16 protein-coding genes are annotated in these 24,995 nt (G+C 64.1%); 6 read left to right on the top strand and 10 right to left on the bottom strand.

Going from position 1 to position 24,995, the window contains the following annotated elements; translation table 11 throughout:
- Positions 1–25 precede the first annotated feature (25 nt).
- Positions 26–5,575, top strand: coding sequence for an ATP-binding sensor histidine kinase (locus BLW71_RS25725; RefSeq protein WP_143048397.1), 5,550 nt, complete (start codon positions 26–28; stop codon positions 5,573–5,575).
- Positions 5,576–5,751: 176 nt separating this feature from the next.
- Positions 5,752–6,573, top strand: coding sequence for an alpha/beta fold hydrolase (locus tag BLW71_RS25720; RefSeq protein ID WP_091803400.1), 822 nt, complete (start codon positions 5,752–5,754; stop codon positions 6,571–6,573).
- Here the strand turns inward: BLW71_RS25720 and BLW71_RS25715 are convergent.
- The 3 genes from BLW71_RS25715 to BLW71_RS25705 all read right to left on the bottom strand — a co-directional run bounded on the left by BLW71_RS25715 (position 6,563) and on the right by BLW71_RS25705 (position 10,757).
- Positions 6,563–8,377 (bottom strand): ATP-binding protein, encoded by a 1,815-nt coding sequence (locus BLW71_RS25715; RefSeq protein ID WP_091803397.1) that lies wholly within the window; start codon positions 8,375–8,377, stop codon positions 6,563–6,565. The two genes, BLW71_RS25720 and BLW71_RS25715, sit on opposite strands and share 11 nt — an antisense overlap.
- A 314-nt stretch (positions 8,378–8,691) precedes the next feature.
- Positions 8,692–9,606 (bottom strand): helix-turn-helix domain-containing protein, encoded by a 915-nt coding sequence (locus tag BLW71_RS25710; protein ID WP_091803393.1) that lies wholly within the window; start codon positions 9,604–9,606, stop codon positions 8,692–8,694.
- A 188-nt stretch (positions 9,607–9,794) separates the two neighbouring features.
- Positions 9,795–10,757: a LysR family transcriptional regulator gene (locus BLW71_RS25705; RefSeq protein WP_091803390.1), complete on the bottom strand. Its 963-nt coding sequence runs from the start codon at positions 10,755–10,757 to the stop codon at positions 9,795–9,797.
- 290 nt (positions 10,758–11,047) lie between these two features.
- Here BLW71_RS25705 and BLW71_RS25700 point away from each other — a divergent pair, with 290 nt between their 5' ends.
- Together BLW71_RS25700 and BLW71_RS25695 are read left to right on the top strand one after the other, a co-directional pair.
- Positions 11,048–12,040, top strand: coding sequence for an MBL fold metallo-hydrolase (locus tag BLW71_RS25700; RefSeq protein WP_091803387.1), 993 nt, complete (start codon positions 11,048–11,050; stop codon positions 12,038–12,040).
- Positions 12,041–12,097: 57 nt separating this feature from the next.
- Positions 12,098–12,583, top strand: a complete 486-nt coding sequence (locus BLW71_RS25695) for a DUF3331 domain-containing protein (RefSeq protein WP_177205187.1) — start codon at positions 12,098–12,100, stop codon at positions 12,581–12,583.
- On the opposite strand, the gene BLW71_RS25690 is transcribed toward BLW71_RS25695, so the two are convergent.
- The 6 genes from BLW71_RS25690 to BLW71_RS25665 form a co-directional block, all read right to left on the bottom strand.
- The gene (locus BLW71_RS25690; RefSeq protein WP_091803381.1) at positions 12,580–13,713 is read right to left on the bottom strand and encodes an amidohydrolase family protein; all 1,134 of its coding nucleotides are present in this window, start codon (positions 13,711–13,713) and stop codon (positions 12,580–12,582) included. The genes BLW71_RS25695 and BLW71_RS25690 overlap by 4 nt on opposite strands.
- A gap of 37 nt (positions 13,714–13,750) precedes the next feature.
- Positions 13,751–15,409 carry a cation/acetate symporter ActP gene (gene actP, locus BLW71_RS25685; RefSeq protein WP_091803378.1) on the bottom strand — a complete coding sequence of 553 codons (1,659 nt, stop codon included), beginning with the start codon at positions 15,407–15,409 and terminating at the stop codon, positions 13,751–13,753.
- Positions 15,406–15,768, bottom strand: coding sequence for a DUF485 domain-containing protein (locus BLW71_RS25680; RefSeq protein ID WP_091803374.1), 363 nt, complete (start codon positions 15,766–15,768; stop codon positions 15,406–15,408). Before BLW71_RS25680 ends, actP begins: the two co-directional genes overlap by 4 nt.
- Positions 15,769–15,840: 72 nt before the next feature.
- The gene (locus BLW71_RS25675; RefSeq protein WP_408184252.1) at positions 15,841–17,070 is read right to left on the bottom strand and encodes an FAD binding domain-containing protein; all 1,230 of its coding nucleotides are present in this window, start codon (positions 17,068–17,070) and stop codon (positions 15,841–15,843) included.
- Positions 17,067–17,552 carry a VOC family protein gene (locus tag BLW71_RS25670; RefSeq protein WP_091803368.1) on the bottom strand — a complete coding sequence of 162 codons (486 nt, stop codon included), beginning with the start codon at positions 17,550–17,552 and terminating at the stop codon, positions 17,067–17,069. The genes BLW71_RS25675 and BLW71_RS25670 overlap by 4 nt, the downstream gene beginning before the upstream one ends.
- 210 nt (positions 17,553–17,762) lie before the next feature.
- Complete coding sequence (locus BLW71_RS25665) at positions 17,763–18,482, bottom strand: TetR/AcrR family transcriptional regulator (protein WP_091803364.1); 720 nt, start codon at positions 18,480–18,482, stop codon at positions 17,763–17,765.
- Between the two features lie 286 nt (positions 18,483–18,768).
- Here BLW71_RS25665 and BLW71_RS25660 point away from each other — a divergent pair, with 286 nt between their 5' ends.
- Positions 18,769–21,759: an ATP-binding protein gene (locus tag BLW71_RS25660; protein WP_091803361.1), complete on the top strand. Its 2,991-nt coding sequence runs from the start codon at positions 18,769–18,771 to the stop codon at positions 21,757–21,759.
- 7 nt (positions 21,760–21,766) lie between these two features.
- Here the strand turns inward: BLW71_RS25660 and BLW71_RS25655 are convergent, their stop codons facing one another.
- Positions 21,767–22,687: a LysR family transcriptional regulator gene (locus BLW71_RS25655; RefSeq protein WP_091803358.1), complete on the bottom strand. Its 921-nt coding sequence runs from the start codon at positions 22,685–22,687 to the stop codon at positions 21,767–21,769.
- Between the two features lie 333 nt (positions 22,688–23,020).
- Here BLW71_RS25655 and poxB point away from each other — a divergent pair, with 333 nt between their 5' ends.
- The gene (poxB, locus tag BLW71_RS25650) at positions 23,021–24,742 is read left to right on the top strand and encodes a ubiquinone-dependent pyruvate dehydrogenase (RefSeq protein WP_091803355.1); all 1,722 of its coding nucleotides are present in this window, start codon (positions 23,021–23,023) and stop codon (positions 24,740–24,742) included.
- Positions 24,743–24,995 lie beyond the last annotated feature (253 nt).

The following is a 24,995-nucleotide window of genomic DNA, read 5'->3' as shown; positions in this document are numbered from 1 at the left end:
GGCGTTTGCCGACGGATTACGTGCAGTGTCGCCTGATGCCGGCGCGACGGCGCATTTCGATCAGGTCTGGTTCGATCAGCTCATGCTCGAGGCGCTGCTGGTCGACGGCAACATCGTGCGCTATCGCGCGAGGAAGCGCGACGGCGCGCAGTCGTGGCTGGTCGCGGTGCCGGCCGATGTGCCCTCCGAGGCCGTCTTCCGGCGTCTTGCGCAGGAGTTCGCGCCGGCCGACAAACTCGACTCGGCGTGGGGCGTTCGACCACTCGCGCTCGTCCAGCTCGCGCGCGGCCCGATACTCGTGTACGAAGACAATGGCGGCGCGCTGCTTCTGCCGCCTGCCGACGGCACGATCGCGCTCGGCCGTTTCCTGCGCATCGCGGTCGGCGCGGCGCGTGCTCTGCGGCTCGCGCATAGGCGCGGCGTTCTGCATCGCGACCTCAAGCCGTCCAATCTGCTGGAAGGCACTGACGGTACGGTTCGTTTGCTGGGATTTCGCGACGCCTTCCATCTCGCGGCGGATCCCTGCGCCGAGTCGCCGGATATCCTGTACGGCACGCTCGCCTATATGTCGCCGGAGCAGGCGAGGCGCGCCGAAGGCCAGGCCGACGAGCGAAGCGATCTCTATTCACTCGGCGTGACGTTGTACGAACTCTTGACGGGCCGTCTGCCTTTCGAAGCAGCGGACGCGCTCGAATGGGTCTACAACCACGTCGCCCGTCAGCCCGCCGATCCGCGGCAGTATCGTCCGTCGCTGCCCACGGTGCTCAGTTCGATCGTCCTCAAGCTGCTGGCGAAAAGCCCGGCGGATCGCTATCAAAGCGCGTCGGGTCTCGAAGCCGATTTGCGGCGTTGTCTTGCCGACTGGAACGAGATGCAGCACATCGCGCCGTTCGAGCCGGCCGCGGAAGACAACGTCAGGAACCTTGCTGTCACGCATCGCCTGTTCGGCCGTGCGCACGAATACAACGCGCTGCTCGAAGCCTTCGAGCGCAATGCGCAGCAGGGCGCGGCGCAGCTCATCTTCGTGTCCGGCTACTCGGGTGCGGGCAAGTCTGAACTCGTGCGCAGCGTGCACCGCGCGACCGCGCAAACGCCTACGCTGTTCGCCTCGGGCAAGCTCGAGCAGTACGGGCAGAACGCGCCCTACGCGCCCTTGATGCAGGCGATACGCTCGCTGTTCCAGCGCATTCTGGGCGAGAGCGACAGCGAGCTCGCGCGCTGGCGCGACGTGTTGCGCGAAGCGGTCGGCGCGCAGGGCAAACTGATCGCGAGCTTCATTCCGGAACTGGAACTGGTGATCGGCGAGCAGCCGGAGGTGCCGGATCTGCCGCCGGTCGAAGCGCAACTGCGTTTCCAGGCGCTGATCACGCGCCTGTTGTCCGTGTTCGCGACGCAGGCGCATCCGCTGGTCCTGTTCTTCGACGACGTGCACTGGTTCGACGACGCCACGTTGAAGTTCATTGCGCAATTCGTGGCGACCGTGGAGATCCGCCATGTGCTCCTGATTTGCGCCTATCGTGACAACGAGGTGGACCGGTCGCCGAAGTTCAAGGCATTTCTCAACTCGCTACCGAGCGCCGCTGCGCACGTCGCCACGCTTGCCGTCGGCCCGCTCGATATTGCGAATGTCATGGCGCTGCTCGCCGACGCGCTGCATTGCGACGCCGCGCAGGTTTATCCGTTGGCGGCGATCGTCCACGAGAAGACCGGGGGCAATCCGTTTTTTATCAAGCAACTGCTGCTTGCGCTGGCTGACCACCAACTGATCGCTTATGACGGCATGGCCGGGCGCTGGACCTACGATATCGACCGGATCAGCGAGTACGAATCGTCCGACAACGTGGTCGATCTGATGGTGGCACGGCTGTCGCGCTTGCCGCGCGAGGCCCAGGCCGTGCTCAAGCTGCTGGCGTTCATGGGCCGCCGGCTCGACCGCTCGACGCTGATGCGGATCGATCATGCCGGCGGAGCGGAACTGGAGCGGCGGCTGCAACCGGCCATCGAGGCCGGCCTGGTGGTATCCGACCGGACGGGTTTCGCTTTCGCCCACGACCGGGTTCAGGAAGCCGCATACGCGCTGACCCCCGCTAACGGGCGCGGTATCGAACATGCCCGCATCGCCGCCATTCTGACGGAAGATTTCGACGCGCGCGCGATGAGCCAGTCGGCCTTCGATATCGCGCATCATATCGAACGGGCTCAGGCGGCCGGCGCGCTGCGCGGTCTCAATCCGGACGAAACGGCTCTGTTCGCGAAGATCTGTCTGCAGGCGGCGCGCCACGCAAAAGAAGCGATCGCCATCCAGTCAGCACTGAGCTATCTCGACGTCGCGCAGACACTCCTCGACGCGAGCGTGGTGGACTACGCGCAGTCGTTCGGCTACGAGATCGGGGTGCTGCGGGTGCAGTGCCACATCCTGAATGCGAACTTCGATGCCGCCGGCGCGGAGATCGCGAGGCTGCTGCGGCAGGACCTGTCGGTTGTCGCTCGCGTGTCGGTCTACAAGCTGAAGGTCGACATGCAGCAGCATCTGTCGGACTATGAAGCCGCGGTCGACACCACGCTCGAAGGCGTCAAGCTCTTCGGCACGTATCTGCCGCGCTATCCGGAAGCCGCCGATGTCGAAGCCGCATACAGCCGGCTCAACGAATCGCTCAAGACGCGAAGCATCGCCTCGCTCGCGGATTTGCCGATGTTGCGCGACGAGAAAATCGAATCGGAAATGAATCTGCTGGCGAGCGTCTATGCGCCTGCATCGTTCGTGAACGAACGTCTGGGCTTCCTGCATCTGTGCCGGATGGTGCAGCTCACCGTCGATCACGGCATCACCGCGGCTTCGGCGCATTGTCTATCGTGGTTCGGTGTGTACGTGGCGGAATTTTTCGGCCGCTACGAGGAAGGCTTCGAGTTCTCGCGGCTCGCGCGCACGCTGGTGAAGGAGCGCGGTTTCAACACCGTCGCCACGAGCGTGCTGGTCGCGCTCGACACGGTCGCCGTCTGGACGCAGCCGCTGCCCTACGTGCTGGACTGCGCGCGCGATGCGTTCGAATCGGCGCGCCCGAGCGGCGATCTGACCATGAGCTGCTACTCGTGCAACCACATCGTGTCGGATCTGCTGACGATCGGCGCGCCGCTGGAACAGGTCGACAGGGAAATCGATCTCGGCCTGTCATTCGCGAGGCGCGTGCGTTTCAAGGACGTGGAAGACATTCTGGAACTGCAGAAGCGCTACGTTCACAGTTTGACGGGCGGCCCTGGACTGCCGGGCAACTTCGGCGTCGTGGTGGACGGCCGCATGACGTTCGACGCCGATCTGCTCGACACCCAGATGACGACGCTGCGTTTCTGGATCTGGCTGTTCAAGGGCATCTCCTGCTATTTCCACGGTGACTACGCGAACGCGCGTCATTGCCTTGCCGAAGCCGGCGAGCTGAAGTGGTCGACCCCCGCACATATCCATCTGCTGGACTATCACTTCTATACGGCGCTCAATCTCGCCAAGGTCTACTCGGGCGATGCCGATGCAGCCGGCGCCGTCGCACGCATCGAACCGCATCTCGCGAAACTGAAAACCTGGGCGCGACTCAATCCCGCGACCTTTCAGGACAAGCTGCTGCTGATCGAGGCCGAGGTGGCGCGTCTGAACGGCGCGCCGCTCGCGGCCATGGCGCTCTACGAACAGGCCGCCGCGGCGGCTTCGGAAAGCGGCTTCAATCACGGCAACGCGCTCGCCCACGAACTGGCATCCATATGCTGCGAGGCGAACGGTCTGTTCAGCGCGGCGCGTCACCACCGCCGGCGCGCGATCGAAAGCTACACGCGTTGGGGCGCGCTCGCCAAGGTCGAGCAACTCGAACGCGGCGACCGTCCGGGGCGCCTCCCGGTCGAACAGCCGGTGGCGTCGCGCCCCTCGATTGAAATCGCCGATGCCCAGCATCAGTTCGACCTCGTGGCTGTGTTGAAGTCGTCGCAGGCGTTGTCCGAGGAGATCGTGCTCGAGAAACTCATCCGCACGCTCGTGACACTGGCCATTGTTCACGCCGGCGCGCAGAACGGCATGCTGATCCTGTCGAAGGGCAACGTGCCGGTCATCGAGGCGAGCGGGCGGGATACGGCGGACGGCGTTCAGGTGACGTTGGGCGGCGACAGGCTCACGCGCGAGGATCTGCCGGCCTCGGTGTACTACACGGCGTTGCGCACGCGCAAGCCGGTCGTGGTGGAAGACGCGCAACGCGATGCGCGCTTTTCGTTCGACGTGGCCTTTTCGAAGCGGCTGGTTCGTTCCGTATGCTGTCTGCCGCTCGTCAAACAGGGCAAGGCCATTGGCGCGCTGTATCTGGAGAACAACCTGAGCGCGGGCGTGTTCACGGAGTCCCGCACGTCGGTGCTCGAAATGCTGGCTTCGCAAGCGGCCATTTCGCTCGAAACGGCGCGCCTCTATGCCGAGTTGGTGGAGGAAAACCGGCGCCGCCAGGAAACCGAAATGGCTCTGCGCATGAGCGAAGAGGCGCTCGCGCTCGGACAAAGGATCAGCCGCTCGGGCAGCTACATCTGGAACGGTCTGACGGGCGAACGGTACTGGTCCAAAGAGCTTTACAACGTGTTCGGCCTGCCGCAGGAAGACGTGGGGCCTGGCACCCAGGCGATCCTCGAGCGGATTCATCCGGAAGACGTCGCCTTCTATCAGCAGACCGTCGAGCAGGCCGCGCGCGATCGCACGCCGTTCCGGCAGAAGTTCCGCGTCGTCGTGCCGGACGGTACGGTCAAATATCTCGAAGTGCTCGGCGAGCCCTCGGGCGTGAGCAGCTTTGTCGGCGTGGTCACGGATTTCACCGACCGGCATACCACCGAACTGGCGTTGCAGAACGCCAAGCTCGAGTTGTCGAAAGCCTCGCGCGCCACCACGATGGGCGAACTCGCGGCCTCGATCGCCCACGAAATCAATCAGCCGCTTGCTTCGATCGTGTCGAATGCGAGCGCGGGTGTGCGCTGGCTCAACCGGCCGGTGCCGGACATTCCGGAAGCATTGGGCGGCTTGCGCGATATCGTGAAAGACGGCAAGCGCGCGGGTGAAATCATCCGCGCGTTGCAGTCGCTTGCAAAGGAGGCCAAGCCCAGCTTCGTGCCGACCTATGTCGACAATGTCGTGCGCGAAGTGGTCGAACTGGCGGCGGCTGAAATCGAACAGCGCAGCCTGGTGGTCAGGCTCGATCTGGCCGCCAACCGTTCGGTGCTGGCCGACCGGGTGCAATTGCAGCAGGTGCTGTTCAATCTCGTCATGAACGCCGCGGATGCGATGAGCCATCTCGACGCGCGCCAGCGCCTGCTTACCGTCACGTCTTCCGTCGACGATCGGGGCGCGGTGATCGTGTCCGTGCAGGATAACGGCAGCGGGATCAGCGAGGATATCGCACCGCGCATTTTCGATGCGTTCTTCACAACGAAGTCGACCGGGATGGGCATGGGGCTCGCCATCTGCCGATCGATTGTCGAAGCGCACGGCGGCACGTTGTCGGCCGCGCCGGGTGAGCCGCGCGGGACGGTGTTCGTTTTCAGTTTGCCGGTCGCCAGCTAGCATGGGCTCACGCTGCGCATCACCGAAAGGAGTGAGCGACAAGCCGCACGACCGGCCGTGCGAATCTGAAAAATGTGGGCAATCAGAAAGAGGCGAAAACTGAAGGTCAGCAATACTCAGTTGACGCATCGGAAGCCGGCACACGCCGGTCAATCACCTCGAATGGAGCAACAGCGATGGCTTATATCACCACCAAAGACGGCACGCAGATCTATTACAAGGACTGGGGTACGGGCCAGCCGATCACGTTCTCCCACGGCTGGCCGCTCGATGCGGACGCATGGGATGCGCAGATGCTGTTCCTCGCGGAACAGGGCTATCGCGTGATTGCGCATGACCGTCGCGGCCATGGCCGTTCGTCGCAGCCGTGGAACGGCAACGAAATGGACACCTATGCGGACGATCTCGCCGAACTGATCGAAGCACTCGATCTGACCAATATCGTGATGGTCGGCCATTCGACCGGCGGTGGCGAAGTGGTTCGCTATATCGGCCGTCATGGCACGAAGCGTGTGGCCAAAGCGGTGCTGATCGCAGCCGTGCCGCCGATCATGCTGAAGACAGAAGCGAATCCGGGCGGCCTGCCGATGTCGGTGTTCGACGGCATTCGCGAGGGTGTGCAGAATAACCGTTCGCAGTTCTTCAAGGATCTGGCCGTGCCGTTCTACGGTTTCAACCGCCCGGACGCGAAAGTCTCGCAAGGCACGATCGACTCGTTCTGGCAGATCGGCATGCTGGGTTCGATCAAAGGCCTGTACGACTGCGTGAAGGCGTTCTCGGAAACCGACTTCAATGAAGACCTGAAGAAGGTGACGGTGCCCGCGCTCGTGTTGCAAGGCGATGCCGATCAGATCGTGCCGCTCGACGATTCCGGCAAGCTGTCCGCGAAGATCATGCCGAACGCGAAGCTGAAGGTGTACGAAGGTGCGCCGCATGGTATGTGCACGACGCATGCGGACCGCGTGAATGCGGACCTGCTGGAGTTTATCAAGTCGTAATGGAGCAGGCCGGCGGCCCGTGCGGCACCGGCTTTTTCGCCGCCTGTGCCGCGCGCGCGGGTTTCGCGGGCACTGGCGGCGGCTCGCGAACAGCCCGCGAAGCCGAGGCCAGCGCGGCGCGCAGGCGTTTCTCGCTGGCGGCGCTCACCGTTCCCGATGGTAGCCTGGCCAATGCATCGACGGCTTGTGCGGCGCGTGCGCAGCACTCTTCGAACAGTCGGGCGTCAAGCAGTGCATCGACCAGATTCGACGCCAGCTCGATTCCGGTGCGCGGGTCGCCGTCGGCGGAAAACGCCCAGTCGAAAGCGACGCGCGCATCCTCGAACATTTGCTGACGATCCGGCGAAGTAGCGGACTCGTTTTCGATATTTCGCATCCCACCGGGCAACTTGGCCTGACAGCGGCGCGACACGTGGTACGCGTTGCGCGCAATGATCTCCCGCAGCTCGCCCTCGGCCTTGAGCTGCTCCAGCGCGTAGGCCCGGGTCGATTCCGAGAGCCGGTATTTCGCTGTGGCCCCGGCGAACTCGACGCTCACGAGCGACTTCGCCACCAGTTCGGTGATGCCGCCAATCGCATTCGCCGTTGTGTGTTCCTCGTCGCACACCACTGCGCACATCGATTCGAAAGAAAACGTGCCGCTAAATAGCGCGAGACGGCGGAACACGGCCCGCGTGACCGGGTCGAGCAGCGCGAAGCTCCAGTCGAACGTGGCGCGCAAGGTTTGATGGCGCGGCAGCGCGGTGCGATAACCGCCCGCCAGAATCGCCATGCGGTCGTCCAGCCGGCGGCACACGCCTTCCACGCCGAGCGCGACGACGCGTGCGGCGGCCAGTTCGATTGCGAGCGGAATGCCGTCCAGGCGGCGGCAGATTTCGCCGACGAGCCGTAGCTCCGCGCTATCTGTGGCCACGGTCTTCTGCAGGGAATTGGCGCGCAGAACGAACAGGTTGACCGCGGCGCATCGCAGGATGTCCGCGTCGCCGGCATGCGGCGGCGGCACATCGAGCGGCTCGACCCGGAATACCGTCTCGGCCATGATGCGCAGCGGCTCCCGGCTCGTGACGAGCACACGCAGGTCCGGGTTGCCGGCTACCAGCGCGTCGGCGATTTGCGCCACGGCGCCCACCACGTGTTCCGCGTTGTCGAGCAGAAGAAGCCTGGGCTTGCCGGCAAGTGCCGCGGCCACGCGCCTCACGTCGATCTGCGCACCGGGGAGAGCCAGCCCGCAGCTTTCGGCAACGGCGCAGAGCACGGCTTCCGGCGTGGTCAACGCAGCGAGTTCGACAAAGCAGACCGGGTCGGCAAACTCCGCCGCGCTATGGCGAGCCGCTTCGATCGCAAGCTGGGTCTTGCCGATGCCGCCCGCGCCGACCAGGGTCAATACATGCGCCCGGCGCAGCATCGAGCGGATCAGTTCGACCTCGGCGTCGCGCCCCAGCAAGCCGGACTTGGGCGGGGGAAGGCGGCGCCGACGGGCGGCCGGCGAACGGGCTTCATCGAGCAGCGCGTTTTTCTTGCGCGGCAACAACTGATAGCCGCGGCCGGGCACGGTGAGGATCAGGTCGCGCTCCGTCCCGAGCACCTTGCGCAGTGCCGATAGATGGACCTGAATGTTGTTTTCTTCGACGATGGTGTCGGGCCAGACAGCATTCATCAACTCGTCTTTCGTAACGAGACGGCCGCCCGCCGATGCGACCACGACAAGAATGTCGAACGCGCGCGATCCGAGACGCACGACTTCGCCGTTCCGCCGCAAAGTGCGCATTTCCAGATCGATCTGAAAGCTGCCTATTTCCATCATGGCGTTGACCGGTTGAGGATATCGAGCGAGGTACGGAGGCGACGTCGATGGGCCGGCGGAGATAGGGGGGAGGGGGTGCTTGCGCCGGGGCTGGTAGGAGGGAAGTTACCGCGCCCCTGGCCCGCGTGTCTTGCATGTTAGTGCGATGGTTTGTAGGAAAGTCTATTGGTGAGGCTGAGGCTGAGGCTGAGGGTGTGGGTGTGGTTGCGGCAGTGACTGAGGCTAAGGCCGTGCCCGGGGCCGCGGCTGTACCCCCGCCCGATGACCACCCGGCTCAGTCGTCCCTTGCGCGAGTCGGGCGCCCCGCGATCCACTCAGTTGCCGGCGCGTCGGCGCCAGCTTCCCGGCGGCGTGCCGACCAGTTGCGTGAAGGTGCGTGTGAAGTGGCTCTGATCGGCGAAGCCGCATGCGATGGCAATCTCCGACAGTGACGAATCGGAACCGCGAAGCAACTGGCGAGCGCGTTCGATACGCTGCTCCAGCAGCCACTGATGCGGCGTGCGATGCGTCGTCTCGCGAAACGCACGGATGAAATAGCTGCGCGACAGGTTGCAGGCGTTCGCGATCTCTTCGAGCGAAACACTGCCTTGGGTCTTCGCGAGCAACATGTCTTTGGCTCGCGCCTCGTGCAGGCTCGAGAGTCGCCGGCCCGACCTGACCGATTGCGCCGGCGCGCTGCCGTACCGATCGACCAGATGCGTTCCGATGGCGACGCCGAGTTGCTCGATGAACAACGGGCTTGCCTCGCTCGTACGATCCAGCGCGAGCGCGAGCACCTGCGCGAGGTGGCCGAAGATAGGGTCCTTGAGGCCCGGCCGTGCCGAGAAGCCGGTCATGTTCGTGCCGCTTCGTTCGTAGCCGGTGTTCGCGATGAACGCGCGCGAAAATTCCACCAGCACGAAATCGAAAGCGCCGTGCAGGTCGGCACGGTAGTCCTCTTCGAAATTGCGAATGTAGACCGAGTCGCGGTCGAACTCGTGCATGGCCGAGCGGCTGCCCGAGATAATGCGCCGGCGATGGCCGGTGCCGAGCGACACGCCAATCAGGACGCCGCGGTCGGATGCGGGCGTGACCACTTCGCTGGTCTTTTCCTGACGACGGCACTTGCGATAAAACGTGAAGTCGCCGGCTTCGAGTTCGAGGTCCTTGTGCAGTTGGTTCGAAAGACAGCCCAGCGAATCCTTCTTGCGAGCTGCCGTAGGGGAGGCAATTTCAGTCTGGTTCAACATGATCCGTCACCTCTGGTCGTCGCGGTCCATGCGCATGCCCGTTCGCGTTGCCAAAATCAAGAGATGTCAATAACCGGCGGAGTGGCGCGATTATCTCGGAAATTATTTTCGTTGAATATTAATTTTCGTTTAGGTTTGAGCGTTGCAAGCGAAAAATTAACCAGATGGCTGAATAAGGGTCGCGCTGCTCAAGCTCGATGCACCGCTTGAGGGCGTTCTGACGGGACCGCGGGTCGGTCGGTCAACGCCAGATTCGCAATACGCAAATCGAGTTTCTGTTTCAGTGCCACTATGAGGAATTCAACGAACGTTCTTATTTTTGCATCGACAAAGCGACGTGAGGGATAAACCACGAACACGTTGGTCGTTTGCAGGGGGTAGTCTGGAAACAGCGCAACGAGCTTGCCTTCCCGGAGTTCGTCGGCGACCGAATAGGTCGGCACGGCGCCCACGCCGGCACCCGCCAGCAATGCGACTCTGAGCGCCTGCATGGTGTTGACGACGAAATGGCCGGACTGCTCCGGATTGCCCGCGACCCGGCCCGCCAGTTCGGACGGCGGGTCGAACGACGAACTGGTCTGCATGAGCGTGTGGTTCGGCAGGTCTTCCACGCTGCGCACGGGATGCCGCGAGAGATAGTCCGGCGAGGCGACCAGAATGCGCTCGCAACGGCCGATGAGCCTGCTCACATTGCGGGAGTCCGGCAACGACGAGGCGGATACGATCGATACGTCGAACTCGTCTTCGATCAGATTCGCCATGTGCGGCAGCAGCTTCAGGTCGACGGAGACCGCGGGATACGCGTGCCGGTATTCGACAATGGTGGACGTCAGCTGTTTCAGTCCGATGTCGGGCACGGCGTGAACCCTCAACTTGCCGCGTGGCAGCGTGTGCGCGTCGCTGGCTTCAGCGTCGGCTTCGTCGATATCGGCGAGGATTTGCTTGCAGCGCCGGTAGTACCGCTCGCCGCACTCGGTGAGCGACACGCTGCGCGTGGTGCGCTGGAGCAACCGCGTGTGCAGATGTTCTTCGAGCGACACCACCGCTCGCGAGATATTGCCGGCGCTGCGTTCCATATGTTTGGCAACTTCACTGAAGTTGCCGGTTTCCGCCACTCGCGAAAACACGCGCATGCTGAAGATTCTGTCCATAGCCGCTGTGACCTCTTGATCCGGTTGAATCCGGCAAAACGGTTTGCCTGATGTGGAAACAATACGACCCGCGGCTGGCTCGCGCTATCCCTACATACGGGTGGCGCGTTCATCCATGCATTCACGCCTCTAATCCGCTCGTATGAGCGCATGCGATGCCTGTGGACATGTGGACATGCAGGGCGCGGCCCTGAGCACCGTCCACTCAGGACAATTAATAAAAATTAGCAACGGTTTCGAACGCGCCGTCGTATGCTTTTTTCATGATCGCAACTGGCACGGGAAACGGAATGTTGGCACTGATTCGGCGCATATCGCTCACGCACTTTGGCTGGTGGTGCGCACTCATCCTGAGCGTTTGCGCGGCGATAGGGCCGCACGCCGCGTTGGCCGCCGCGCCGCAGGTCAAGACGCAGGGGCCGGGCTTTTGCCGGATCATGGTCGGCGACTTCGAAGTGACCGCATTGCTCGACGGCACGCATCCCTTTCCGATCGATACCGTCGTTCAAGGCGTACCGAAGTCCGAAATCGCGCACGACCTGTCGCGCGACTTTCTACAGGCACCGGTGCAGGGATCGATCAATGCGTTCCTGATCAACACCGGTTCGAAGCTGATTCTGATCGACTCTGGCGCGGGCGTGCTCTATGGCGACTGTTGTGGCCGGCTGACCGGCAACTTGCGCGCCGCGGGCTACCAGCCCGAACAGGTCGACGAAATTCTGCTCACCCATTTGCATAAGGACCATGTCGGCGGTGTCATCGTGAACGGGGCGATGGCGTTCCCCAACGCGGTCGTGCGGGTGAGCCAGGCCGAAGCGGATTACTGGCTGAATCCGGCAAACAAATCCACGGCGCCCGCTTTCCTCAGTTCATTTTTCGACGCCGCGAACGCTAGCGTCGCGCCGTATGTCGCGGCCGGCCGCTTCAAGCCGTTCAGCGGCGACGTCGAACTCGATCCGGGCATTCGCGCCGTCGCGCTCCCCGGTCATACGCCGGGCCACACCGCGTATCTCGTGCAGAGCGATTCGAAGGATCTGCTGGTGTGGGGCGACGTCATCCATGTCGCGGCGATCCAGTTGCAAAACCCCACGGCATCCGTCGAATACGACACCGACGCCGCCGCGGCGCAACGCTCGCGGCGCTATGCACTCAAGCTCGCAGCGGACAAACGCTATCTCGTGGGCGCCGCGCATATTGCTTTTCCAGGCTTGGGGCATGTCAGGAAAAACGGTAACGCCTACGACTGGGTGCCGGTCAACTACGAAGCCGAGCCGGGGCATTGAAGCCGGCTCGCGGTGCCCACGGCCAGTTGATGGGAGCAAGCGATGGGAGCAAGCATGATGCATAGCGAAACCCACTTGAAGCGACGCGTCGAGGCGAGCCGCGAAGCATGTTGCGCACCGCCCGAGCAGACCTGCACGACTCAGGACGGGCCCGCCTCCGTGTGGGACCACGTGATCCACGGGCTGTTGCCGAGCTATCGCAGTGCGGGCGGCGACGCGTCGCGCGCGCGGCGGACGTCCCGCATGGCCGCTTGCGTGCCGTCGCCGCATGTGCAGGTGGAAGTCATCGAGCGTCTGTCCGATACGTCGGTCGCGGTGCTCTGGCAGGATGCAACCCGCTGCCGCTACGACGACCAGGTGTGGATCGTTTGCCGCGCCCGTCTGAAGGGTTACTGTGCGCTAAGCGGAACAGTGATCCGTCGCGACGATCTGATCTATAAGCCGAGAGTGCGGGCGAGCATACCGGCCAACGCCACCGCGATGATCCTCGCCTCGGTGGTCGAGCAAATGCCCGCTATGGTGACAGCGGGCGATTTGCTTTAGATCTTCAGCAACTGCGCGGCGTTGCCGCCGAGAATCAGATTTCTTTGCTCGGGCGGCAGCGTGAGGCGATCCAGGAACGTGACCGGCTGCTCGTAGCCCATGTCGAAGCAGTAGTCGCTGCCGAGCACCAGCCGGTCGATGCCGATGTTCTGGATCAGAAAGTCCAGCACCGGGCCGGAATGCGAGACCGTGTCGTAGTTGAAACGGCGCAGGTAGCTGCTCGGTTTCTGCGCCAGCCGCCGCGTTTCGGGGCGCACGGTCCAGCCTGCGTCGATACGGCCCATCAGGATCGGCAACGCGCCACCGGCGTGCGGCAGCGTGATGTTCAGTTTCGGATGCCGGTCCATCACGCCGCCGAGGATCAGATGCGACCCGGCAATCGCGGTGTCGAAGGGATTGCCGAGCAGATTGCTCAGATAGAAGTCGCCCAGCCGCGCACCGCCGACCGTCTGTTGCGGATGGAGAAACACCGGCAGATCCAGCTGTTCGATCCGCGCGAAGACCGGTTCGAACAGGGGATCGTCGAGGTCCCGGTTGTTGATGTTGGTCCCCATGTACACGCCGCGCACGCCGGGCATTTCGGAGGCGCGTTCGAGTTCGTCGATCGCGTCGTGCGGATTGAGCATCGGCAGTGTCGCGAGCACGACGAAGCGGTCCGGATGCTTGACATGGACAGCGGAGGCCGCCGTGTTCCACGTTTTCGCCAGCTTCGCGTTGAAGTCGCGGTCGGCCCAGTAGGCCATCGGCACGCTCAACGACAAGGCCTGCATGTCCACGCCGGACGCGTTCATGTCGGCGAGCCGTTCGTCGATGTTGATGAACTTGAGCGGCAGCGGTCCAAGGCCGCCCGCCGGCGTCTGGAAGCTGAAGCTGCTGGCGTCGCAGGTGAACTTCCCGCCGAACTTCTGGCCTTCGCTGCCCACCAGTTCGCAATAGCTCTCGGGGTAGTAGTGCGCGTGAATGTCGATCGAGCGGCCTTTGCGGGGCGCGCCGGCCGGGCCGGTCGTTCCCGCGGCCGGGTTGGCGGTGGCGGCCGTGGCCGGCACACCCGAGGCGAGGCCGCCGGCGAGTGCGGCCATCGTGCCAAGCAGGCGGCGGCGCTTCGGTGAAATGCAGCAGCTGCAGTCCATGTTTCAGTCTCCTTGTTTATGATTTGAGTGTTGGGTTTTATCCGGGCTTGACCATGCCGAGTTCGCAGTCGACGAGCTGGTTGCCGTACAGCGCGCGTTCGCGGGCGGCGCGCGCGGAGGTGTCGGTGATCGAGAAGAACACCACGCCGGCGAAGGCGACGATCATGGAGAACAGCGCGGGATATTCGTACGGATAGATCGCATGCGCATGGCCGAGTACCTGAACCCACACGGTCGGGCTGAGAATCGTCAGCGTCACTGCCGAGACCAGGCCGAGCGAGCCGCCGAGCACCGCGCCGCGCGTGGTCAGCCCGCGCCAGTAGATCGACAGCAGCAGCACCGGGAAATTCGAGCTGGCGGCGATCGAGAAAGTCAGGCTCACGATGAATGCGATGTTCTGTTTTTCGAAGGCGATGCCCAGCAGGATCGCGAGCACGCCGAGCACGAGCGTGGTGATCCGCGACACGTGCATTTCCTCGCGGTCCGTGGCCGCGCCGCGGCGAATCACGTTCGCGTACAGGTCGTGCGACACCGCGGAGGAACCGGCGAGCGTCAGGCCCGCGACCACCGCGAGAATGGTCGAGAACGCCACCGCGCAGATGAAGCCGAGAAACACGTTGCCGCCTACCGCGTGCGCCAGATGGATCGCCACCATGTTCACGCCGCCCGTCACCGCGCCCGAGGCCGTGTGATATTGCGGATCGGTCGCCACCAGCGCAATCGTGCCGAAGCCGATGATAATGATCAGCGCGTACCCAATGCCGACGATTCCCGTCGCGTACAGAATGCTCTTGCGTGCCGCTTTCGCGTCGCCCACGGTGAAGAAGCGCATCAGGATGTGCGGCAGTCCGGCCGTGCCGAAGATCAATGCGAGGCCCAGCGAAACGGCGGACACCGGATCCGATACGAGGCCGCCGGGGCTCATGATCGCGGCGTGTTTCGGATGCGCGAGAATCGCCTGCGCGAACAACGCATTCATGCTGAAGCCGAAGCGGCTGAGCACCATGAACGCCATGAAAGCCGCGCCTGCCAGCAGCAACGCCGCCTTGATGATCTGAATCCACGTGGTGGCGAGCATGCCGCCGAAGAACACGTACACCACCATCAGCACGCCGACCATTACGACCGCGACCGTGTAGTTGAAGCCGAACAGCAGCTCGACGAGCTTGCCGGCGCCGACCATCTGCGAGACGAGATAGAGCAGGACGATCACGATCGAACTCGACGCGGCGAAGGCGCGAATCGGCCGCTGCTTCAACCGGTACGACACCACGTCGGCGAGCGTATAGCGGCCGAGGTTGCGTAGCGGCTCGGCGATCAGAAAGAGAATGATCGGCCAGCTGGCGAGAAAGCCGATCGAATAGATCAGGCCGTCATAGCCGCTCGTGAAGACCAGCGCGGAAATGCCCAGCAGCGAAGCGGCGGACATATAGTCGCCGGCGATCGCCCAGCCGTTCTGGAAGGCGGTGATCTTGCCGCCCGCCGCGTAGTGGTCGGATACGCTGTTGTTCTTCCGCGCAGCCCAGCGCGTGATGAGCAGGGTCGACGCGACGAACAGCAGGAACATGCCGATCGCGATCGGGTTGTGCGAACGTGTCGGCGCCGCGGTTTCGGCGGCAGCGGCGGGCAGCGCGGTGAGCGCGCTCGTCAGCATGACGCCGATGAGCGAAGCATGCTGCAGAAAGATGCGTTTCATTGCCGTGCTCCTTGCCGGATTTCGTTCACGGCGCGGTCATGGAAGGTATTGGCGCGCGCCACATAGACCGCGACGAGAACGAACGTAAAGACGAACATGCCGAAGCCGACCGGAATTCCCCACGTTGCCGGAGAGCCTTCCACGATCGGCCGGCCGAGCAGCGCCGGGGCAAACGCGAGCGTGAGAATGAAGGCGAAGTACACCGCCAGCATCAGGATCGTGAGCAGCCACGAGAAAGCGCGCCGCTTGCGCACGAGCGCGCGAAAGCGCGGATCGTCGAGTAGCGGATTCGCCGCGGGCGGCGCTTCGGTGGCGGCGTATTGCGCGCTCAGCGAATAGGTTGGGGCGCTATGTTCCACTTTGTCTCCTTTCGAAACGACTTTTTGCTGTGCTTGCGCAGCGGTTCGGATTCGCCGCAACCGCCACGGATATCAGAAGCGTGCGGGCACCGCGGTCTCGCGCATCACGGCGTCAGGCGTGCGATAGCGCTCGGCCATTTCACGGTCCACGTCGTTCTTTAGTTGCGCCTGCATGTAGGCGCCGAGATGACGCGCGTGCTGCACGATCGCCGCACCCGCCTGGGTGCGCTCGAGGCTGTAGTCCGTGAGCGCGTCCTGCACGCTGCTGTGCTGGTTCAACGCTTTGACGAGCGCCATCGCGTCGCTGGCCGCCTTGGTCACGCCCATGCCGCAATGCGGACGCGCGACGAACGCCGCATCGCCGAGCAGGGCGATCCGGCCAAATGCCATCTGCGGCACTTCGAGGTCGAAGATCGGTTGGAACAGAGGCTGCGTCGCCTTGGTCACCACTTCGCCGAATTGCGGGGCGAGCAGCGTGAGCGCCGCGTCTTCCATATCGGCGAGCACGTCCTCGCGGATCAGCGTGGGCGGAATGCCGCCTTCCCAACGCTTGCCGGCCGCATCGGTCAGCAGGTTAGGCAGCTGCACGTCTTCACTCGTTGCGCGATACCAGACGAAGTTGTAGCGGCGTTCGCCCGGCGTCGTGCTGTTGCCGCGGCCGGCAACCGGGTAGCCGAGAATCTGCTCGCGCGGCGGCAGGCAGAAGGCGAACCTGTCGAACAGCGCCTCGCGGGTTTCGCGCGACAGCGCGGCTTCTTCGACGAGGCCGCGCCATGCGACATAGCCCGCGTATTGAAGCTTGACGTCAGGCAGCAAGCGCTCGCGAATCGGCGACTTGAAACCGTCCGCCGCGATCACGAGATCGGCGTGCAGCAGGGTGCCGTCGCCGAGCGTCACGACTGCCTGGTCGGGGCCGTCCTGCACGGATGCGACCGTGCGGCCGGCGTGGTAATGCACGTCGGGCAGGGCGGCGCGCAGGACGTGATACATCTTGCCCCACGCGGTCAGCGTTTGCGGCAGCTCGCGCGCCGACAACACCGCGCCGTTCTGCGCGAAGGTGACGCGCGATTGCACCTTGACGCCGATGGAATCGTCGTATTCGATACCGGCCGCCGCGAGTGCGTCGAACAATTCGGGGTGCGTGACAATGCCGGCGCCACGTCCGGCCAGTTCATCCGGGACGCGTTCGAACACGTCCACCTCCCAGCCGTTGCGGACCAGCAGATTGGCGGCGAACAGGCCGCCCAGCGAGCCGCCTACGATGATCGCCCGCGCGCGTGCGGAAGTTTGGGTCATGGTCATGCTCCTGCGGTATTGGAAGATTGCGCGTTGGCCGCCTTTGCTTCGTTGAGGCGGCTGATCTCTTCGGCGGGAAAGTTCAACTCGATGGTCACGCCGGACGGGTCTTCTATGAAGACCTGATGCAAGCCGAGGCTCGGCACCGTGCGATCGCGCCACGCAACGCCTTCGGCCTGGAGTGTCTGCCACATCGCTTCGACGCCCGTGGCGAGAAACGCGATGTGGTCGACCGTGCCGGTTCCGCTCGCGGGCAGCGCCTTGTCGCCGAGATACGCGGTGAGCCCGGCCGGGTTGTCTGGATCGACGCCGATGATGTGGACGGTGCCGAACTCGGCTTCATCGCCGCCTTTGTAAAGCCACGCGCCCGGAAAGTCGAAGGGCGGACGGTAGCCCTGCTTGAGACCGAGGATCCGCTCGTAGAAGCGGCAGGATTGTTCGAGATCCGAGGTGCGAATCGAGTAGTGGGCAAGCTTTGAAACGGGCATGGTCGACTCCTGCTGTGCTATTTATCGATCGATTAGTGATCGATGGATAAATTGTAGGTGAATGCGCAGCCAGGAGAAAGCGGCGTATTGCCGGTGTTTACCCTGGAAAATGTGAGGCGTGGGAGTGATGCGATGGGAGATGAAAAGCGCGGCCGGCTCGCTGGCCGGCCTTTTTGCAACGCTTATTGCAAGCCTTGCAGCGAAGCGGCGTCAGGCCTTGGCGCCGCTTTTCGCGCGAGTGGATTCTTTCGTCGCATGTTCGAGCGCGGCGGGTACGCCGTTGAGGAACGCGTCGACCTGGCGGGCTATGTGGTCTTCGATATCGTCCGTGACCGGCAGGCCGTAGATCCATTTGCGCACGCCGAGATAGAAGATGCTCGCGTGCAGACTCCAGATCAGTTCGAGATCGATCTCGCGTTGTTTCGCGCCGGTGGGCGCGGGCAGATCGTAGGCCGAGCGTATTTCCGCCATGACCGGCAGAAACACGCGTTCGCGCAGCCGCGCCAGATATTTGGAGTTGATGCCTTCACGCGTCAGACCGGCGAAGATGAAAATGCGGATCCACTCGCGCCGCAAGATCACCTCGGAATATGACGAGTAGAACCGGACCATGCGCTCCTGGATGGGAACGGAGCGGTCCTTGATCAGCTTCTCCCAGCTCGTGTCCCATTGATAGACCTCCTCGTACACGCGGTCGATCAATGCTTCCTTGCTGGGAAAGTAGCGGTACAGCAGCGGCTGGGTCACGCCCAGTTGACGCGCGAGTTCGCGGGTGCTGCCGGAGAAGCCATGCGTGGCGAAATGATCGACCGCTTTCAGCACGATCTGGCGCTCCCGCACTTCAGGAGCGAGCCGGCGCGTGACGGTCTTCTCACTGTCATGCACCTCGGGCTTCGACGCTGTATCGACCGACGGTACTTTTCTCGGCATGGCTAGTTCGGTACCCAGTATGTTGGGACGCATCATACAAAGATTAGCCTGGTCTGGCTAGGCGAGGGTGCGCAGCCGGACGGCGTGGCGCGATGCGCCGGCGAACGCTTGATGGCGTTCAGTCAGTGAGTGTTTAGTGCAAAAAATTCGAACAATAGGGTCAGTTTTTTTCGCGCACGCAGATGTCCTGTTGCTCTAGACTTCTGGGACGCGACGCCCGGCAGCGATTCCGCACTTCCTTTCTTCTCCTGTTCTCTCTCTAATCGTCGCGTCCTGGATACTCCGCATGATTTGCATTGGCCCGCTTCAGGTGGACATCGACCGTCGCGAAGTATTTCTTCACGGCACACCTGTGCGGATCGGCAGCCGTGCGTTCGACATGCTGGCTGTGCTGATCGCCGCGAACGGCGGGCTCGTGTCGAAGAACGAAATGCTCAAGCAGGTCTGGCCGAATGCGGTCGTCGAAGAGAACAATCTGCAAGTGCATATGTCCACGCTGCGCAAGCTGCTCGGCGACAGCCGCGGGCTGATACAGACCGTATCGGGGCGCGGCTACAGGCTGGTGCATAACGGATCGGCGGCGAGCGCGGCCGTCACGCCGGATGCCGGCGACCACGCCGAGGAGCGCGCTCAAGGCCGCAACGTCCAGCACAATCTGCCGGTTCATTTCTCCGCGCTGATCGGACGCGACAAGGCGCTGGACGACATCTCGCAGACGCTCGCCGCAGCCCGGCAAGTGACGCTAGTCGGTTCAGGCGGCATCGGCAAGACGCGCCTCGCGGTCGAAGTCGCGCGCGGCTTGCTGCCACGTTTTCCGGACGGTGTCTATCTGGTGCAACTCGCGTCCACTTCCGACGCAAACAGTGTCCTCGCGGCGTTCGCGGCCAGCGTCGGCGTGAATCCGGCCATCGGTCCGCTCACGCTCGCGCGCGTGGGCAAAGAACTCGGCGAGCGGCGCGTGCTGTTCGTGCTCGACAACTGCGAGCACGTGCTCGGCCCCGCCGCCGAACTCGCCGAGACGCTGCTCGGCGTGGGTCCGGCGATCTGCGTGCTGGCGACCAGCCGCGAGCCGCTGCGCATCGTGAACGAGCATCTGTATTGGGTCGCTTCGCTCCAGGTGCCCGCTCAGGACGATCAAAGCCAGGATGTCCTGCAATGCAGCGCCGTCGAGTTGTTCCTGTCGCGCGCTCGCGCGATCGACGCGCGTTTTTCCTCCGATGAAAAAAGCATTCACTTGACCGGCATGGTATGCCGCCGGCTCGACGGCATACCGCTTGCCATCGAACTGGCGGCGGCGCGCGCGGCGATCCTCGGCATTGAAACGCTTGCCGGCCATCTGGACGACCGCTTCAACATGCTGACGGGCGGCAACCGCACGGCGTTGCCGCGGCATCAGACCTTGAGGGCGACGCTCGACTGGAGCCATGCGCTGCTCGAGGACGCGGAGCGCACCACGCTGCGCAGGCTCGGCGTGTTCGCGGGCGGCTTCACGATGGAGGCGGCGATCGCCGTCGCCGGCGATGGCGCGTTGCATGAGATCGACGTGGTCACGGCGGTGTCGGGACTGGTCGAAAAATCGCTGGTGGTGACGCGCATGGAGCGTGACAGAGCGACGTATCGCCTGCTGGAGACCACGCGCGCCTACGCCACGCAGAAGCTCGAGGACAACGGCGAACTGAGCTACGTCACGCTGCAGCATGCGCGCTACTTTCTGAGCTTGCTGGAGCGCGAGGCGCCGCGTCGCGCCGACCCTGCGCTCACGCTCGGCGAGGGCTGGCACCAGCGCATGCGCGCATTGCTCGACGACCTGCGCGCGGCGCTGGCCTGGGCCCTATCGCCGAAGGGTGACGACGTGCTCGGCGAGACGCTGGCCGTGAAGTTCGTCTTTCTGCTCTACGAGCTGTCACTCGTCGACGAATGCCGCGTGTGGGCGAAACGGGCCCTCGACGCGGTGGACTCGGCGCATCAGGGTTCGGGTTCGACACGTCACCTGCGCGTGCGCATGCAGCTTCACGCGGGGCTTGCCGCGGCGCTCGTCTACCTCAACGGACCGAGCCGGGAAACCTTCGGCATCTGGTCGGAGATTCTGGCGTCGGCGATCGCGCTGGGCGACCCTGTGTTCGAGGCGCGTGCTTTGTGGGGCATGTGGAATGCGAACCAATCGTCCGGCGCGGCGCGCAATGCGCAAGCGTTCGCACGCCGCTTTGCCTTGCTCGCCGCCGAGGTGGGTGACACGAGCGGAACGATTCTGGGCTACCGGTTGCTCGGAATCGCGGCCCATTACTGCGGCGATCAACAGCAGGCGCGCGCATCGCTCGAACAACTGCTGGAACACAGCGAGAACCTGCAACATGGCCTGCCGCTCGGGCAGTCCGTGGATCAGCGCATCGTAGGCCGCGCGACCCTCGCGCGGGTGTTGTGGCTGCAGGGCTTGCGCGATCAGGCGCTAAAGCTCGCGGAAGACAGCGTCATCGCTGCATGCGATCAGCAACAGGCGATTGTCACCTGCTATGTGCTGGTGGAAGCGCTGGTGCCGCTGATGCTGCTGTCCGGCAAACGGGAACGCGCGGCGCAAGCGATCGCGTTGCTAAAGGAAGCGTCCGGGCGCGCGGGTCTGAGCGTCGCGCAGGCCTGCTGCCGCTGCTTCGACGAATATCTGCGGTCAATGCGCGACGATGGTGCGCACGACCTGCAAGCGTTTCGCGCGGCGCTGGACGATCTGGAGTCGCTCGACTTCGGCGCGCCTCGCGCGATGCTGATCGGGCAATACAGCCTCGCACTCGGACGCGCGGGGCGGCGGGAAGAGGGCATCGCCACCGTGGTCGACGCGCTGGCGCGCTGCGACGAAACCGGCGACCACTGGTATGCCGCGGAACTCCGGCGTATCCATGGCGAACTGCTGTTCATGGGGCAGGCCGACCTGCCGCAATCCGGCTCGGCGATACGGGATGCGGAGGCCTGTCTGCTGGCGGCGCTGGAACTCTCGCTGGTGCAAGGCTGCCGCTCGTTGCAGTTGCGCGCCGCGACCACGCTTGGCGGACTCTGGCACCTGCAAGGCCGAAGCGCGGACGCCGCGCACCTGTTGCAATCCGCCTGCGCGAGCGTTACCGAAGGCCTCGACTGGGACGATTACCAGGCCGCCGCGCATCTGCTGCGGATCACGGCATCGGACAGCGCGGCGGGCGCTGCCGCGTCGACGGTGTGCCCGCCGGCCTCCGATCGCACCGCGGACGCGCTCGACGTCGCGCCGCCACGCCGCATCAAGGCGCGCAACTGAACCGTCCTCAGCCGTGCAACATCCTCTGTTGCGCCACCTCGTCGATCAGATCCGGCTGGTCCAACTGGTCGACCCACCAACGCAGCGCCTTGCCGGCTTCGTCGCTGCGCCACGCGAGAAAGAAATGCGTGACATCGCGCATGCCCAGCACTTCCTTCTGCACCAGTTCGCCCCGGCTCAACGGCTCGGCGGCCAGACACTCCGGAATCGTGCCGACCGCGAGCCCTTTGATTTGCGCGGCGAGTTTGGCCTCGAGCGTCGGCACTGTCATGACTTCCTGATTCGCGGCGAGCGCGATGGTGCGCGGCGCGAGCTTGCGCGACGTATCGCCGATCGCCACGGCGCGATGCCGGGCGACCGTCGCCAGCGTCAGCGGCCCCGGCACCGCGGCGAGCGGATGCTGCGGCGCCACCACGAACAGATGACGCAGCGAGCCGATCGGTTTGGCGACCAGGTTGGGAATTTGCGGCGGCTCGCCGGCCGCGCCGACGACCAGGTCGGCGCGGCGCGTCAACAGCGCATCCCACGAGCCGCCCAGCACTTCTTTCGACAGATTCAGCCGCGTATCCATCTGCAGCTTGTAGAACGCGTCCACATGGTCCCATAGCAGGTCGAACGGAATGATCTCGTCGACGGCGATGCGCAGCTCCGACTCCCAGCCGTGCTGGATACGTTTTGCCTTGCATTCGAGATCTTCCGCCGCCTCCAGAAGACGCCGCCCTTCCTCCACGACCACCCGCCCCGCATGCGTGAGGATCGCGCGACGGCCGCTGCGGTCGAACAGTTTGACGCCGAGATCGAGCTCCAGCTTCTGGACCAGGTACGACAGCGAAGACGGCACCTTGTGAAGCTGTTCCGCCGCACTGGCGAAGGTGCCGGTCCGATCGATGGCGTCGAGCACCTGCAGAACTTCGAACGAGAGATTCATGTCGTACAGCCGGCAGTGAGGGGTACGTCAGCATACTGGAATCCCGGCTTCGCGAGCGCATTGCGCGACGGTCGGCGGCGCCGGTCTCCACCACCTTTTTCAGTCAGCTTCTGCGAGCGTGCGCCGGCTGCCTGGTATCCGCGTGATTCAGGTGTTTTCAGAGCTATTTCAGGACATTTTGCCGACACTCGCCTAGTTTAGGGGGATCGGCACAGCAGAGCCGCGCCGTCCTCCGGCGACGATTTTTTCGGCGCTTTCTTTTGATCTGCCGGCCGCGGTCGCGACGTTTTCAGCGCCCGGTCGATTTCCAATTACCGTGAAAAGGAGTCAAGCATGGCCAACAAAACCATTGCCGCCTATCTCGCCGGCACGCTCGCGGCAGCGGGCGTCGAACGGATCTGGGGCGTGACGGGCGACAGTCTGAACGGTCTCGCCTTCAGCCTCGACGAGGTCGGCTCGATCCGCTGGATGCATACCCGTCACGAAGAAGCGGCCGCCTTCGCGGCCGGCGCCGACGCGGCTTCGAGCGGGCGTCTCGCGGTGTGCGCCGGCAGTTGCGGCCCGGGCAACCTGCATCTGATCAACGGTCTGTTCGATTGCCATCGCAATCAACAGCCGGTGCTCGCGATCGCGGCGCATATCCCGTCGACGGAAATCGGCCTTGGGTACTTTCAGGAAACGCATCCGCAGGAGCTTTTCAAGGAGTGCAGCCACTACGTCGAACTGGTGTCCTCCGCAGCGCAGTTTCCGCGCGTGCTGGCGCGCGCGATGCGCACCGCGGTGGAACAGCGCGGCGTCGCCGTGATCGTGCTGCCGGGCGACGTGGCCTTGAGCGAGGGACCGGCTGAAGCGCCGTCGTGGACCGAAAGCGCGCCGCCGCGCATCATCCCCGCCGAGGCGGATCTCGATCGGCTCGCGGCGATGCTGAACGCGTCCGACGCGGTCACGATCATGTGCGGCAGCGGCACGCAAGGCGCGCACGACGAAGTGGTCGCGCTCGCCGACACGCTCGGCGCGCCGGTGGTGCATGCGTTGCGCGGCAAGCAGTACATCGAGTACGACAATCCGTACGACGTCGGCATGACCGGGCTGATCGGCTTCAGCTCGGGCTATCACGCCATGATGTCGTGCGACACGCTGCTCTTGCTAGGCTGCGATTTCCCCTATCGGCCGTTCTATCCGGCCGACGCGAAGATCATCCAGATCGACTGGAAAGGCTCCCAGCTCGGGCATCGCGCGCCGCTTGCGCTGGGCCTCGTCGGCACGGTCAAGGAAACTGTCGCCGCGACCTTGCCGAAGCTGCAGCGCAAGACGGACCGCGGGTTCATCGACAACGCCCGCAAGCACTACGTGTCCGCACGCAAGGGGCTGGACGATCTCGCGACGCCGGCCGGCCCGGGCCGCCCGATCCATCCGCAATATCTGGCGAAGATGATCGACGAGGCCGCAAGCGACGACGCGATCTTCACCGCCGATGTCGGCACGCCGACCGTCTGGGCCGCGCGCTATCTGACCATGAACGGCAAGCGCCAGCTGCACGGCTCGTTCAACCACGGCTCGATGGCCAATGCGATGCCCCAGGCGCTCGGCGCACAGGGCGCGCATCCGGGGCGCCAGGTCGTGTCGCTGTCGGGTGACGGCGGGCTGTCGATGCTGCTCGGCGATCTGCTCACCGCGCGGCAGCTCGACTTGCCGATCAAGGTGGTGGTGTTCAACAACAGCCTGCTTGGCTTCGTCTCGATGGAGTTGAAGGCGGGCGGCTATCTCGACACCAACGTCGATCTCGCCAAAACCGATTTCGCGGCGATCGCGAAAGGGGCGGGCATTTTCAGCATTCGCGTCGAAGAGTCGGAAGACGTGGCGGGCGCGCTGAAGCAGGCATTCGACCATCCCGGCCCGGCGCTGGTGGACGTGGTCACGTCGAAACATGAGCTGGCCATGCCGCCGACGATCGAGCTCGCACAGGCCAAGGGCTTCAGCCTCTACATGATGCGCGCGATCCTCAACGGTCGCGGCGACGAGATCGTCGAACTGGCGCGCACCAACTTGCGCTAGCCGCGCAAAGCAGGTCGCGGTGAGGCGAGGCGCCCGGGGTTCCGGGCGCCCGTTGGGCAACGTCCTTATGCGCCGAGGGGATTTCTGCCGCGCACGGATTAGCGCAACTCATGGGTCGAGACTGCATGCCCGCCGATGCATTCAACCCAAACGCATCAACCCAAACGCATGCCGCACAGCGCATGTGTAAAAAACGTGCGAATCCGCAAATGCGCCGCCCCCGCGCATCGCAAACTACGCAACGTAGACAGAT

Origin of the sequence: Burkholderia sp. WP9, assembly GCF_900104795.1 — a bacterium.
In the GTDB taxonomy this organism is placed as follows: Bacteria; Pseudomonadota; Gammaproteobacteria; order Burkholderiales; family Burkholderiaceae; genus Paraburkholderia.
Note: the sequence above shows the minus strand (reverse complement) of the source record. Positions and strands in the feature narration are given on the sequence as shown.